The following is a 13333-nucleotide window of genomic DNA, read 5'->3' as shown; positions in this document are numbered from 1 at the left end:
GCGGCTAGCGGCTTCAGGTCACGCTGTGGCGCACCTGGAACTGCGGTTGCGCCCAGGTCTTGGCATCGAGGATCTCGCCGAGGATCTGCACCGCGTCCCACACCTCACTGAAGGTGGTGTACAGCGGGGTGAAGCCGAAGCGCATGATTCGCGGCTCGCGATAATCGCCGATCACGCCCCGGGCGATCAGGGCCTGGATCACCGCGTAGCCCTCGGGATGCTCGAAGCTCACATGGCTGCCGCGCTTGGCGTGCTCACGGGGGGTCACCAGCTTGAGCTGGTGGCCGGCGCAGCGCTGTTCCACCAGTTCGATGAACAGGTCGGTCAGGGCCAGGGACTTGCGCCGCAGGCTCTGCATGTCGGTCTGCTCGAAGATCTCCAGGCCGCACTCGACCATCGCCAGCGAGGTGATCGGCTGGGTGCCGCACAGGTAGCGGGCGATACCGCTACTGGGTTCGTAGGCGGTGGCCATGTCGAACTGCCGGGCATGGCCGAACCAGCCGGACAGCGGCTGGGTCACCAGGTCGCACAGTGCCGGGGCGACCCAGGCGAATGCCTGGGAGCCGGGGCCGCCATTGAGGTACTTGTAGGTGCAGCCGATGGCGTAGTCGGCGCCGCAACGCTTGAGCTCCACCGGCACCGCGCCGGCCGAGTGGGCCAGGTCCCAGATGCTCAGGGCGCCGGCCTCGTGGATCAGCCCGGTCAGTTGCTGCATGTCGTGCATGTGGCCGGTCTTGTAGTTGACGTGGGTGAGCATCACCACCGCGGTGTCCTGGTCGATGGCCGCCGGCACCTGCTCGGGGCTGTCCACCAGGCGCAGCGAATAGCCCTGCTGGAGCAGCTGGGTCAGGCCTTCGGCGATGTACAGGTCGGTGGGGAAGTTGCTGCTTTCGGAGACGATCACCCGGCGCTCGGGCGCGCGCTCGGCCTGGACCCGCAAGGCGGCGCTGAGCACCTTGAACAGGTTGATCGAGGTGGTATCGGTGATCACCACTTCCCCGGCATCGGCGCCGATCAGCGGTGCCAGGCGATCGCCCAGGCGCTGGGACAGGTCGCGCCAGCCGGCGCTGTTCCAGCTGCGGATCAGGCCATCGCCCCACTCCTGCTCGATCACCTGCCGGGCCCGCTCCAGGGAGGCCACGGGGCGCGCGCCCAGGGAGTTGCCGTCGAGGTAGATGATCCCCTCGGGCAAGGCGAAGCGCTGGCGCAGCGGCGCCAGGGCATCTTGTTCATCGAGACACAGGCAGTGGTTTTTATCGATCATTGGAAGTCCTGTCTTGGTCAGTGCCCTGCCCGTCCCGAGCGGGAGCGCAGGGCGTCGGCAATGGATAAACCCGGAAAATAATGAACGAAGCGATGGAGAATTTTCGTGCAAAGTGCGGCGCGATCCCGTACTAATCTCGAATTAAATTCTAAACCTTCAATAAAAAACGTGGATTTATGCCAGCCATGATTCTCGACGCCACCGACTTGCGCATCCTCCATCACCTGCAACAGGACGGGCGCATCAGCAACCAGGAACTGGCGGAGAAAGTCGCCCTCTCGCCCTCGGCCTGCCTGCGCCGGCTGCGCATGCTGGAGAACGAAGGCATCATCAGCGGCTACCGCGCCCAGCTCGACGCCGAACGCCTGGGCATCGAACTGGAGGCCATCGTCCACGTGTCCCTGCGCCAGGATGTGGAAGGCTGGCACGAGACCTTCATCGCCAAGGTCCAGCAGTGGCCGGAGGTGATGGCCGCCTACGTGATCACCGGCGCCAGCAACTACGTACTGCGCATCCAGGCACGCAACCTCAGGCACTTCTCGGACTTCATCGTCAACCACCTGAACCGCGCCAGCGGGGTCACCGACATCCGCTCGGAAATCGTCCTGCAGAAGATCAAGGAACAGAACAACCTGCTGGACCTGGTGCCACGCAAATGACCGCCGCGCCACCGCTCAACTGCGGGTCGGATGGCGCTGGGCCGTGACGCTCGGGGCTTCGTCGAACAGCTTGCGGTACTCGGCGGAGAACCGCCCCAGGTGGGTGAAGCCCCAGCCCAGGGCAATTTCGGAAATGTTGCGCGCCGCGCCTTGCTCGAGGATTTCCTGGCGCACGCCGTTGAGTCGATGGCGCTTGAGATAGGCCATCGGTGACAGCGCGAAGTATTTGCCAAAGGCCTCGAACAGCTTGTAGCGCGAGACCCCGGCGGCAGCTTCCAGGTCCTCCAGGTGTACCGCCTCGCGGGCATGCTCCTGCAGGTATTGGCGGGCCCGCACCAGGTAATGCGGCAGCTTGACCCCGAGCACCTGGCGCAACTCGCTGGAGTAATTGTTGGGCTGGGCCAGGATCAGGCCCTTGATCAGCGAGTTCTCGATCTCCCGGGTGAAGGCCAGTTGCTCGTAGAGCTCGTTGCCCTGGGCCAGTTCGCCGAGGAAGTGCCGGGCCATGCGCCACCAGGAAGCGGTCGCGCCATGCAGCGCATCCATGCCCGGCTCGAAGCGCAGCGGCTGCTGCACCGGTCGTTGCAGCAGGGCCTCCAGGGCCTCGCTCATGGCCGGCCGGGAAATCACTACCTGCAGCTTGCGACAGTCGCCGGAGATGGCCAGCGCCTGGCTTTCATTGGGGGCGATGATCACCCCATGGGCGCTGTCGGAGTGCAACAGGCGGCCGTCCTTGCTCAGCTCCTGCTGGCCACACAGCGGCAAGCTCAGGCTGTAGCTGCTGAAGCGCTCGATATCCTCGATATCCACCACCACGTCGGTGCCGTACTCGATGATGCCCAGGGTGGTGGCCCGCGACCTGAGCACATGGGCACTGTGGTGGAAACGGATCCGCTCCGGAGTGGCGGTCTCCAGGCGATGCGGGCCGCAGATGCCCGACATCCAGCGCCTGGCGCCTTCGAGGTCGTAGTGATCGACGCGAATATCGCGCAACTGCCCATCAGCCTTGTTGTTCATCACGGCACACCCACGGCAATTTTCTTTAGCGCGCTCTGACGGCGCGTCTTGTCTGGCAGGGCAAGTTTTGCGCCAACCGGCGAAGCTGCCAACCCAGTGGATAACAATAGCCGACTAAGTGGATAAACCGCCCGGCCATCCGGGTCGTGTCCACCCTCGTGCTGCCACCTGCCGTGTAGAAACTCCCCACCCTGCGGCCGTCACACGGGGCGCCGCCGGGGACTTTCACCCAATCTCCCGTGCTCGACCGCGGCCACAGGCACCCTGGCCAATTTGTGGATGCGCTTGGCCGACTAAGCGGATAGCCACCCCTGCCCCGCTCTCACTCTAATGACCGTACCGATTGGCCTGAATAAAAAAGGTACCGACCATGAGTGGTGCAAGAAGCGTCGAGCAATGGCAGGAGTTCATCCACGGCTGCCTGGATTTTCGCCCCGCTGACGGGGTGTTCCGCATCGCCCGGGAGATGTTCACCGAGCCCGAACTGTTCGACCTGGAGATGGAGCTGATCTTCGAGAAGAACTGGATCTACGCCTGTCACGAAAGCGAACTGCCCAACAACCACGACTTCGTCACGATGCGGGCCGGACGCCAGCCGATGATCATCACCCGCGACGGCGAGGGCCGGCTCAATGCGCTGGTCAACGCCTGCCAGCATCGCGGCACCACCCTGACCCGGGTCGGCAAGGGCAATCAGTCGACCTTCACCTGCCCCTTCCATGCCTGGTGCTACAAGAGCGACGGCCGTCTGGTGAAGGTCAAGGCCCCCGGCGAGTACGCCGAGGATTTCGACAAGGCCACCCGCGGCCTGAAGAAAGCCCGGATCGATAGTTACAAGGGGTTCGTGTTCATCAGCCTGGACGCGAGCGGCGAAGACTCCCTGGAAGACTTCCTCGGCGACGCCAGGATCTTCTTCGACATGATGGTCGCCCAGTCGCCCACCGGCGAGCTGGAGGTGCTGCCGGGCAAGTCCGCCTACACCTACGACGGCAACTGGAAACTGCAGAACGAGAACGGCCTGGACGGTTATCACGTCAGCACCGTGCACTACAACTACGTGGCCACGGTGCAGCATCGCCAGCAGGTCAACAGCGAGACCGGCACCGCCAGCGCCACCCTGGACTACAGCAAGCTCGGCGCCGGCGATGCCGCCACCGACGACGGCTGGTTCGCCTTCGCCAACGGCCACAGCGTGCTGTTCAGCGAGATGCCCAACCCGGCGGTGCGCTCCGGCTACGCCAGCATCATGCCGCGCCTGGTGGAGGAGCACGGCCAGGCCCGGGCCGAATGGATGATGCATCGCCTGCGCAACCTGAACATCTACCCCAGCCTGTTCTTCCTCGACCAGATCAGCTCGCAGCTGCGGATCATCCGCCCCATGGCCTGGAACAAGACCGAGATCATCAGCCAGTGCATCGGGGTCAAGGGCGAGAGCGACGCCGACCGGGAAAACCGCATCCGCCAGTTCGAGGACTTCTTCAACGTCTCGGGCATGGGCACCCCGGACGACCTGGTGGAATTCCGCGAGGCCCAGCGCGGCTTCCAGGCCCGCCTGGAACGCTGGAGCGATGTCTCCCGCGGCCATCATCGCTGGGCCACCGGGCCGACCGCCAACACCCGGAACCTGGACATCCAGCCGGCCATGACCGGCACCGAAATCACCCATGAAGGGCTGTACGTCAACCAGCACGAGAACTGGCAGCGCTTTCTCCTCGACGGCCTGCAGCGCCGGCCCCTGAAACTGCGGGAGGCATGACCATGAATGCACAACTGCAATACCGCATCGAACAATTCTTCTATCGCAAGTCCGAGCTGTGCGACGCCCAGGACTGGGACGCCTACCTGCAACTGTTCGCCCCGGACAGCGTGTTCCACCTGCCCCAATGGGATTCCGAGCATGTCTATACCCAGGACCCCAAGCGCGGCATGTCGCTGATCTACTACAGCAACCGCTCGGGCCTGGAGGACCGGGTGTTCCGCCTGCGCACCGGCAAGGCCGCGTCCACCATCCCGATGCCGCGCACCCTGCACACGGTCAGCAACCTGCGCATCGCCCCAGGCGAGCAAGAGCTGCTGCAGGTTCGCCTGAACTGGCACACGTTGTTCTACCGCCTGGCCACCTCCGAGCAGTTCTACGGCCACGCCACCTATGACCTCAAGCCCCACGGCGAGAGCTGGCTGATCCAGCGCAAGCACGTGGTGCTGCTCAACGACCAGATCAACTCGGTGCTGGACTTCTATCACCTCTGACTCGACGGATATTCTCCATGACGCACAAGGTCGCGTTCAGCTTCGCCGACGGCAAGACCCTGTTCTTCCCGGTGCACGCCAATGAAATATTGCTCGACGCCGCCCTGCGCAACGGCATCAAGATCCCCCTGGACTGCCGCGAGGGGGTGTGCGGCACCTGCCAGGGCCGCTGCGAGGCGGGCCAGTACAGCCAGGACTACGTGGACGAAGAGGCGCTGTCGGCCCAGGACCTGGCGCAGCGCAAGATGCTCAGCTGCCAGACCCGGGTGCAGTCCGATGCGGCGTTCTACTTCGACTTCGATTCCAGCCTGTGCCACGCCGCCGAGCCGGTGCGCTATCGCGCCTCGGTCCAGGAGGTGCGCCAGGTTTCGGACAGCACGGCGATCCTGCGCCTGGACCTTGGGGCCAACCCGGCTCCGCTGGACTTCCTGCCCGGCCAGTACGCCCGCCTGGGCATCCCCGGCACCGGCACCAGCCGCGCCTACTCCTTCGCCAACCGCCCGGCGGCGGACCAGCAGTTGCAATTCCTGATCCGCCTGCTGCCCGACGGGGCGATGAGCAACTACATCCGTGAGCGTTGCCAAGTGGGCGACAGCCTGGAACTGGAAGCGCCGCTGGGCGCCTTCTACCTGCGCCAGGTCAGCCGCCCGCTGCTGCTGGTGGCCGGCGGCACAGGGCTGTCGGCGTTGCTGGCGATGCTCGAGCAGGTCGTCGAGCAAGGCTGCCAGCAACCGGTGCACCTGTACTACGGGGTGCGCCACAGCGCCGACCTGTGCGAGCTGGAGCGCATCCAGGCCTACGGCGAGCGCCTGCCCGGGTTTCGCTTCACCCCGGTGATCAGCGATGCCGATCCGGCCTGGACCGGCAAGCGCGGCTACATCAGCGAACACTTCGACACCGAGGAGCTGCGCACCAGCGAGGCCGACATGTACGTCTGCGGGCCACCGCCGATGGTCGATTCGATCCGCGCCTGGCAGCAGCAACAGGGCCTGGAGCACATCCAGCTGTATTACGAGCGCTTCACCGACAGTACCAACTGACTCCACCGGCGATCGCCCAACGCCCTGCCAGGACACCGGACACCGCCCGACCACAGGTCGGCCCAGCGGCAGATGGCAGCAAGAACAGGGACTTGGGCGTGTTCGGCTTTACTACGGGAGCTTGACGCGGAGTAATATCTGATCCCGTCGACAATAAGACGCGACCGCTGCCTGCATCCGGGTAGCGGTCCTGATAACAACTAGAAGAGAGCGCAAGTTAGTGGATCAGACCTTGAAGCAGGGTGAACTCAAGCGTGGCTTGAAGAACCGCCATATTCAGCTGATCGCCCTGGGTGGGGCGATCGGCACCGGACTCTTCCTCGGCTCGGCCGGGGTCCTGAAGTCCGCCGGACCCTCGATGATCCTGGGTTATGCGATCGCCGGATTCATTGCCTTCCTGATCATGCGCCAATTGGGCGAGATGATCGTCGAGGAGCCGGTGGCCGGCTCCTTCAGCCATTTCGCCCACAAGTACTGGGGCGGCTACTTCGGGTTTCTTTCCGGCTGGAACTACTGGGTGCTGTACGTGCTGGTGGGCATGGCCGAACTCACGGCGGTGGGCAAGTACATCCAGTTCTGGTGGCCGGAAATCCCCACTTGGGTCAGCGCCGCGGTGTTCTTCGTGCTGGTCAACCTGATCAACATGATGAACGTGAAGTTCTACGGCGAGGCCGAGTTCTGGTTCGCCATCATCAAGGTGGTGGCCATCGTCGGCATGATCGTGCTGGGCTGCTACATGCTGTTCAGCGGTAGCGGCGGCGCCCAGGCCTCGGTGAGCAACCTGTGGTCCCATGGCGGTTTCTTCCCCAACGGCGGCACCGGCCTGCTGATGGCCATGGCCTTCATCATGTTCTCCTTCGGCGGCCTGGAGCTGGTGGGCATCACCGCCGCCGAAGCCGCCGAACCGCGCAAGGTGATCCCCAAGGCCATCAACCAGGTGGTCTACCGGGTCCTGATCTTCTACGTCGGCGCCCTGGCAGTGCTGCTGTCGCTGTACCCGTGGGACGAGCTGCTGGTGAGCCTCAACGCCGGCGGCGACTCCTACAGCAGCAGCCCCTTCGTGAAGATCTTCGCCCTGATCGGCAGCGACGCGGCGGCGCAGGTCCTCAACTTCGTGGTCCTGACCGCGGCGCTCTCGGTGTACAACAGCGGCGTGTACTGCAACAGCCGCATGCTCTACGGCCTGGCCGAACAGGGCGATGCCCCGCGCGCGCTGATGAAGCTCAACAAGCAGGGCGTACCGGTACTGGCCCTGGGTATCTCGGCGCTGATCACCATGCTCTGCGTGCTGGTCAACTACCTGGCTCCGCACGAAGCGCTGGAGTTGCTGTTCGCCCTGGTGGTGGCCGCCCTGATGATCAACTGGGCGCTGATCAGCCTGACCCACCTGCGCTTTCGCAAAGCCATGGCCGAGCAAGGCGTGGTGCCTTCGTTCAAGGCCTTCTGGTCGCCGTTGAGCAACTACCTGTGCCTGGCCTTCATGGTCATGATCATCGGCGTGATGCTGATGATCCCGCCGATCCGCGCCTCGGTGTACGCGATCCCGGTGTGGATCGCGCTGATCTGGGTGTTCTACCGCCTGAGCCAGGCGAAGAAAGCCAGCCAACCGGCCCTGCGCTGACCCCATCAGGGGCCGCGTGCAGGCCCCTGTGCAAAGCCAAGCCCGGCCTTGCTCCAAGGCCGGGCTTTTTCATGCCCACCGGAAAAGTGGTCTGCTGCCATCTACACAAGCGGCCTGAAATTCCAGGCCGCTCGCTCTCTAGAATCGACGCTCTTCCCGGCGATATCGGCCCGGGAACCGGATCCTGGATGGAGAGTGGCATATGAGCAGAACGACCGCGGGCCTGAGGCCGAGCGATTTCTTTTCCCCCACGGTGGCGGCGCTGATCTCGGTGCTGGTGAACTATGGCGGGACCTTCGTCCTGGTGCTCCAGGCCGCTGAACTGGCCCACCTGACGCCGGCCCAGACCGCCTCCTGGGTCTGGGCGGTGTCTGTGGGCGTGGGCGTCACCGGTCTCTGGCTGAGCCTGCGCCACCGGGCTCCGATCATCACCGCCTGGTCGACACCCGGGGCGGCGTTCCTGGCCACGGTACTGCCTGGCACGCCCTACGCCGAAGCGATCGGCGCCTACATGGTCTCGGCCCTGGGCTTCATGCTCCTGGGCCTGTCCGGGACCTTCGACAAGCTGGTGCGGCTGATTCCCCAGGGGATCGCCGCAGGCTTGTTGGCCGGCATCCTGCTGCAGTTCGGGATCAATGCCTTTGGCGGCGCCAGCAGCGATCCCTGGCTGGTGATGGTGCTGCTGGTGTCCTATGCACTGCTGCGGCGCTTCACCTCGCGGTTCGCCGTGGTGGATATCCTGCTCATCGGCCTGGGCCTGTTGGTGGCCCAGCAGCGGATCGACTTCGGCGCCTTGCAGCCGAGCCTGGCGACGCCGCTGTTCACCGCTCCGCAATTCTCCGTCCAGGCCCTGCTCGGGGTGGCGCTGCCGCTGTTCGTCATCACCCTGACCGGCCAGTACATGCCGGGCATGCTGGTGCTGCGCAACGATGGCTTCGCCACCAGCGCCAACCCGCTGCTCAGGGTCACCGGGCTGGGCTCGCTGCTGATGGCGCCGTTCGGTGCCCATGCCTTCAATGTGGCGGCGATCACCGCCGCCATCTGCACCGGCAAGGATGCCCACCCGGACCCGAGCAAGCGCTACCTCGCCGGCATCGCCTGCGGGCTGCTGTACATCCTGGTGGGGACCTTCGGCGTGACCCTGGCCAGCCTGTTCCTGGTGCTGCCCAAGGCGTTCATCGGCACCCTGGCGGGCCTGGCGCTGCTGGGCGCCATCGGCGGCAGCCTGGGCAACGCCATGGCCGATGCCAGGACCCGAGAAACCGCGCTGATCACCTTCCTCGCCACAGCGGCCAATGTCACCTTGCTGGGCATCGGCGGGGCATTCTGGGGGCTGCTGGCCGGCTTGACCGCCCACCTGCTGATCCATGGCCGGTATCGCCGCTTCAGCGCCAGCAACGCACGTTCCTGAGGCTGGCTAAGGGGTTCGCAGGGCCTGCCCCAGGCGCGCCATGGCGGCATCGATTTCATGGGCGCTCAGGGACGCATAACCCAGCAGCCAGCCTTGCTCCTTGTGTTCGCCGGCATACAGCCGGCTGAGCCCGGGCAGTTGCAGGCCGATGGCAGCCGCCCGGCGCTGGGTCTCGTGCTCGGTCCAGCCGGGCTCCAGCAGGCAGGGGATCTGCAGGCCGCCTGGCGGCGGCAAGGCCCGGGCGATGCCCGCCAGATGGCGCTCGATGGCCTCGAGCATGGCCTGCCGGCGGCCGGCGTAGAGCTTGCGCATGGCCCGCACGTGAGCGTTGTAGTGCCCCTCCTCCATGAACCGCGCCAGGGTCAGCTGGAGGATCTGCGGAGTGTGGCCGTCCATGATGCTGCGGGCCGCGCTGAAGGGCGCCACCAACTCATCGGGCAGGACCATGTAGCCCATGCGCAGGCCGGGGTACAGGGTCTTGCTGAAGGTGCCGATGTACAGCGTCCGCTGGTAGGGGTCCAGGCCCTGGACGCAGGCAGTGGGCAAGCCGTCGTAGTGGAACTCGCTGTCGTAGTCGTCCTCGATGATCCAGCGTTGGTGCTCGGCGGCCCAGCGGGTCAGTTCCAGCCGGCGCTCCAGGGCCAGGGTGGCGCCACTGGGGTACTGATGCGATGGGGTCACATAGACGCACTGGGCGCCGCTGCGGTCGGCCCGCAGCAGGTCGGTGCGCAGGCCCTGGGCGTCGACCTCGATGGGCACGATCCGCGCCTCGGCGGCTTCGAAGGCCTTGCGGGCGCCGAAGTAGCCGGGGTTCTCCATCAGGATCGGCTTGCCGGCGTCCACCAGCAGTTGGGCACACAGGAACAGCGCCTGGCGGGTACTGCTCAACACCAGGATCTGCCCCGGCACCACCTTGGCCCCGCGCTCCAGGTTGAGGTAGGCGGCGATGGCCTTGCGCAGCGGCTCGGCGCCTTGCGGATCGCCATGCAGCAGCACCGTGGCGCGGGATTCCTTGAGCACCTGGCGCTGCAGGCGCTCCCAGGCCGCCAGCGGAAAGCTGCGGGTTTCCGGCAGGCCCGTGGCAAAGGCACGGACCACTTGCTGGTCGCTGACCCCGCCGCGCTCGAATAGCACCCGCCCCCGGCGGCTCAGGCCCGAACCCGGCTCCCGGGCACTGGACGGTTGCTCCTGCCAGCGCAGGCGGCGACGCGCCGCGCCGCGCAACTGGGCGCCGATGGTCTGGCTGACATAGCTGCCGGATCCTTCGCGGCGGACGATGAAGCCATCGCGCTGCAACTGCACATAGGCGTTCTCCACGGTATCGCGCGATACCCCCAGGGACTTGGCCAGGGCCCGGGTCGCCGGCAGCTTCAATCCCGGATCGAGGGCGCCATCGAGGATCAGCCCGCACAGGGCGCGCTGGATGCGCTGATGCAGGTCCAACGCCTGGAACTCCGGGTCGTTGAGCCGCATGTTCAGGGTCTCGAGTTCGAATATCTGGGCCATGTGGTCTGCCTGGGCAAGTGAAAGTCCGCCTGAAGGGCGGCCACTTTAACCCCGGGAACCTGGTCGGTCACCTGCTGGCCGGCCGATGAAAAACGCCCCGGCAGGCGTAATGCCGATCCGTCGAGGAATGGCCAGGAGCGAGGCTTGCCCGCGATGGACTTCAGGGCGCTGCGTTCATCCAGTAAACACGCGCTGGCGTTAACGAGCATCGCGAGCAATCGAGCGTCGAGCCGCTGCTCCTACAGGGGACCACCGCGCTTAGGTGAACAGGCTGATAGGGCGCTGGCCTGGGTCATTGCGGGTAGCGTACGCGCCACAACTCGGGGAACAGCACGGTATCGAGCATCTTGCGCAGGTAGCCCACGCCCTCGGTTCCGCCGGTGCCGGGCTGGAAGCCGATGATCCGCTCCACGGTGGTCACATGGCGGAAGCGCCACTGGCGGAACGAGTCTTCGAGGTCGATGAACTTTTCCGCCAACTGGTACAGGTCCCAGTACTTCGCAGGATCGGCATACACCTGGCGCCAGGCCGCCTCCACCGACGGATCATGCTGGGTCGCGCTGGTGCTGTTCAGCGCCAGGCGCTGCGGATCGATGTCCAGGCCGCTGCGGGCCATCAGGGCGATCGCCTCGTCGTACAGCGACGGGGTGGCGATGGATTCCTGCAGCGCCTGCAGCAATTCGGGACGGTGGGCATGGGGACGCAGCAGCGCCGCACTCTTGTTGCCCAGGATGAATTCGATATCGCGGTACTGGAACGACTGGAAGCCCGAGGACTGGCCCAGGTACGGACGGATGGACTTGTATTCCGAAGGGGTCATGGTGGCCAGCACCGCCCAGGCATGTACCAACTGGTCGAAGATCCGCGAGACCCGCGCCAGCATCTTGAACGCCGGCGCCAGCTGGCTCTGGCGCACCTGCTCACGGGCGGCCTTGAGTTCGTGGAGCATCAGCTTCATCCACAGCTCGGAGGTCTGGTGCTGGATGATGAACAGCATCTCGTTGTGGTCTGGCGACAACGGATGCTGGGCGCTGAGGATGCGCCCCAGGTCCAGGTAGTCGCCGTAGCTCATGGAGTCGGAGAAATTCAACTGGGCGTTATGCCATTCATCCGGTGGATTGCTTGAAAAAGGACATTGGCTCATCGCGTGGGCTCCTCGTCTCGGTCGGCTGGGTCCGGCACCTGTGCCTGGGCAAGGGTGCGCGAGTGGCCCGCCGTATCAGTTATTGTAGGAATCAATCGGCCAACGGGCGCAGGATCGCCCGCACCGGACTGGCATCCAGGTGGGCGAAGCGCAGTGGCAGGGCAATCAGTTCGTAGTCGCCTTCGGGCACCTGGTCGAGCACCACTCCTTCGAGGATCGCCATGCCATGCCGGGCCACGGCGTTGTGGGCATCCATGGTCTTGGACTGTTGCGGGTCCAGGGAGGGTGTGTCGATGCCCACCAGGCGCACACCGAGGCTGGCCAGCAAGTCGATGGTGGCCTGGGCGACGGCGGTGAAGTCAGGATCCCAGGCGCTCAGCGGAGCCTCACGATAGGTCCGCAGCAGCACTCGCCGGGGCAGGTCGTCCAGGCGCCCGAGCAAGTCCTCGGGTTGCACCAGCGGGCCGCTACCCAGGCAGTGCAGGACCCGGCACGGGCCCATGTACACATCCAGCGCTACTTCGCCGATGGGCAAGCCGTCAGGGCGGTAATGCAGCGGCGCATCGACATGGGCGCCGGTGTGGGGGGACAAGGTGATACGCCCGACATTCACCGGGCACTCGGGCCCGAACTGCCAGACGCGCTCCTCCTGGAATGGGGTATCCCCCGGCCAGGTCGGGGTCGCGGTACTCAAGGGTGGGCTGATATCCCACCAGCGGGGAGTGTTTTCCATGGGTGCGGCTCTCGGTCGGTCCGGACTGAATGATACGAGCGAAGCCGGTAAAGATTCTTGCGAAATAACGCGAGCAACCCTGGATGTTTCGCAAGAACTGCCAATAAAGCCGGATTTGGCGGATGAATCTTTCAAGCCTGCAAGCAGCTCCAAGCCCCCGGTGCAGCGTTTCTGGATAGCTGGGTGTCGAGTCCAGGCATCCCCACTGGCGCCGTGCGCTATAGGGTGCGCTTTCCAGTTCGCGACCTGCCAGGAGCACAGCATGTCCAAGCCCATCACCGTTCTGCGCGATACCCATCCACTGCCGGTCCTCGACGCCTGCAAATGGGAAAAACTCGAAGGCGATCCCCATACCGTCAACCTCAACGCCTACACCAGCGATGATGGCAGCAAGATCATGGGCACCTGGATCTGCACCCCGGGCAAATGGCGGGTGGCCTACGAGAAATGGGAGTACTGCCACTTCCAGGAGGGCTACTGCGTGATCACCCCGGATGGCCAGGAGCCGATCCACCTGCGAGCCGGCGACATTTTCGTGGTCGAGCCCGGCATGCGGGGCACCTGGGAAGTGGTGCAGACCGTGCGCAAGTATTTCGTGTTCGCCTGAGTCCTGCCGTACAAGGCGAGGCAGCGTCCGGCCGGTCCACCCGGCCTGGCGACGCCCGGCTCGGCGCAATCTGCCAAATGT

At 65.2% G+C, this 13333-nt stretch carries 12 protein-coding genes; 7 read left to right on the top strand and 5 right to left on the bottom strand.

The window, feature by feature from the left end; translation table 11 throughout:
• Nucleotides 1-13 precede the first annotated feature (13 nt).
• Nucleotides 14-1264: a kynureninase gene (gene kynU, locus C4K40_RS03760; protein ID WP_053136793.1), complete on the bottom strand. Its 1251-nt coding sequence runs from the start codon at nt 1262-1264 to the stop codon at nt 14-16.
• A gap of 185 nt (nt 1265-1449) precedes the next feature.
• On the opposite strand from kynU, the gene C4K40_RS03755 reads away from it, so the two are divergent.
• On the top strand, nt 1450-1923 hold the full coding sequence (locus C4K40_RS03755; RefSeq protein WP_022638944.1) for an Lrp/AsnC family transcriptional regulator: 474 nt from the start codon (nt 1450-1452) through the stop codon (nt 1921-1923).
• Nucleotides 1924-1938: 15 nt separating this feature from the next.
• Here the strand turns inward: C4K40_RS03755 and C4K40_RS03750 are convergent, their stop codons facing one another.
• A complete protein-coding gene (locus tag C4K40_RS03750) occupies nt 1939-2940 on the bottom strand; it encodes a helix-turn-helix domain-containing protein (protein WP_022638943.1) in 1002 nt (333 codons plus the stop codon).
• A 370-nt stretch (nt 2941-3310) separates the two neighbouring features.
• On the opposite strand from C4K40_RS03750, the gene antA reads away from it, so the two are divergent.
• The 5 genes from antA to C4K40_RS03725 all read left to right on the top strand — a co-directional run bounded on the left by antA (nt 3311) and on the right by C4K40_RS03725 (nt 9262).
• Nucleotides 3311-4696 (top strand): anthranilate 1,2-dioxygenase large subunit, encoded by a 1386-nt coding sequence (gene antA, locus C4K40_RS03745; RefSeq protein ID WP_053136790.1) that lies wholly within the window; start codon nt 3311-3313, stop codon nt 4694-4696.
• 2 nt (nt 4697-4698) lie between these two features.
• Nucleotides 4699-5190 carry an anthranilate 1,2-dioxygenase small subunit gene (gene antB, locus C4K40_RS03740; protein WP_031319923.1) on the top strand — a complete coding sequence of 164 codons (492 nt, stop codon included), beginning with the start codon at nt 4699-4701 and terminating at the stop codon, nt 5188-5190.
• A 17-nt stretch (nt 5191-5207) separates the two neighbouring features.
• Nucleotides 5208-6230, top strand: coding sequence for an anthranilate 1,2-dioxygenase electron transfer component AntC (gene antC / locus C4K40_RS03735; protein ID WP_022638940.1), 1023 nt, complete (start codon nt 5208-5210; stop codon nt 6228-6230).
• A 220-nt stretch (nt 6231-6450) separates the two neighbouring features.
• Nucleotides 6451-7851 (top strand): amino acid permease, encoded by a 1401-nt coding sequence (locus tag C4K40_RS03730; protein WP_031319922.1) that lies wholly within the window; start codon nt 6451-6453, stop codon nt 7849-7851.
• A 202-nt stretch (nt 7852-8053) separates the two neighbouring features.
• A complete protein-coding gene (locus C4K40_RS03725; RefSeq protein WP_053136787.1) occupies nt 8054-9262 on the top strand; it encodes a benzoate/H(+) symporter BenE family transporter in 1209 nt (402 codons plus the stop codon).
• A gap of 6 nt (nt 9263-9268) precedes the next feature.
• Here the strand turns inward: C4K40_RS03725 and C4K40_RS03720 are convergent, their stop codons facing one another.
• From C4K40_RS03720 to kynB, 3 genes are all read right to left on the bottom strand, one after another.
• Nucleotides 9269-10768 carry a PLP-dependent aminotransferase family protein gene (locus tag C4K40_RS03720; RefSeq protein ID WP_053136784.1) on the bottom strand — a complete coding sequence of 500 codons (1500 nt, stop codon included), beginning with the start codon at nt 10766-10768 and terminating at the stop codon, nt 9269-9271.
• Nucleotides 10769-11060: 292 nt separating this feature from the next.
• Nucleotides 11061-11912, bottom strand: coding sequence for a tryptophan 2,3-dioxygenase (kynA, locus tag C4K40_RS03715; protein ID WP_022642136.1), 852 nt, complete (start codon nt 11910-11912; stop codon nt 11061-11063).
• Nucleotides 11913-12003: 91 nt separating this feature from the next.
• A complete protein-coding gene (gene kynB, locus C4K40_RS03710) occupies nt 12004-12645 on the bottom strand; it encodes an arylformamidase (RefSeq protein ID WP_053136781.1) in 642 nt (213 codons plus the stop codon).
• 262 nt (nt 12646-12907) lie between these two features.
• Here kynB and C4K40_RS03705 point away from each other — a divergent pair, with 262 nt between their 5' ends.
• Nucleotides 12908-13252 carry a cupin domain-containing protein gene (locus tag C4K40_RS03705; RefSeq protein WP_022642134.1) on the top strand — a complete coding sequence of 115 codons (345 nt, stop codon included), beginning with the start codon at nt 12908-12910 and terminating at the stop codon, nt 13250-13252.
• The last annotated feature ends 81 nt before the right edge of the window (nt 13253-13333 follow it).

This window comes from Pseudomonas sp. CMR5c, assembly GCF_003850545.1.
Taxonomy (GTDB): Bacteria; Pseudomonadota; Gammaproteobacteria; order Pseudomonadales; family Pseudomonadaceae; genus Aquipseudomonas; species Aquipseudomonas piscis.
The sequence above is the reverse complement of the archived record's forward strand: the minus strand, read 5'-3'. Positions and strand labels throughout refer to the sequence as shown.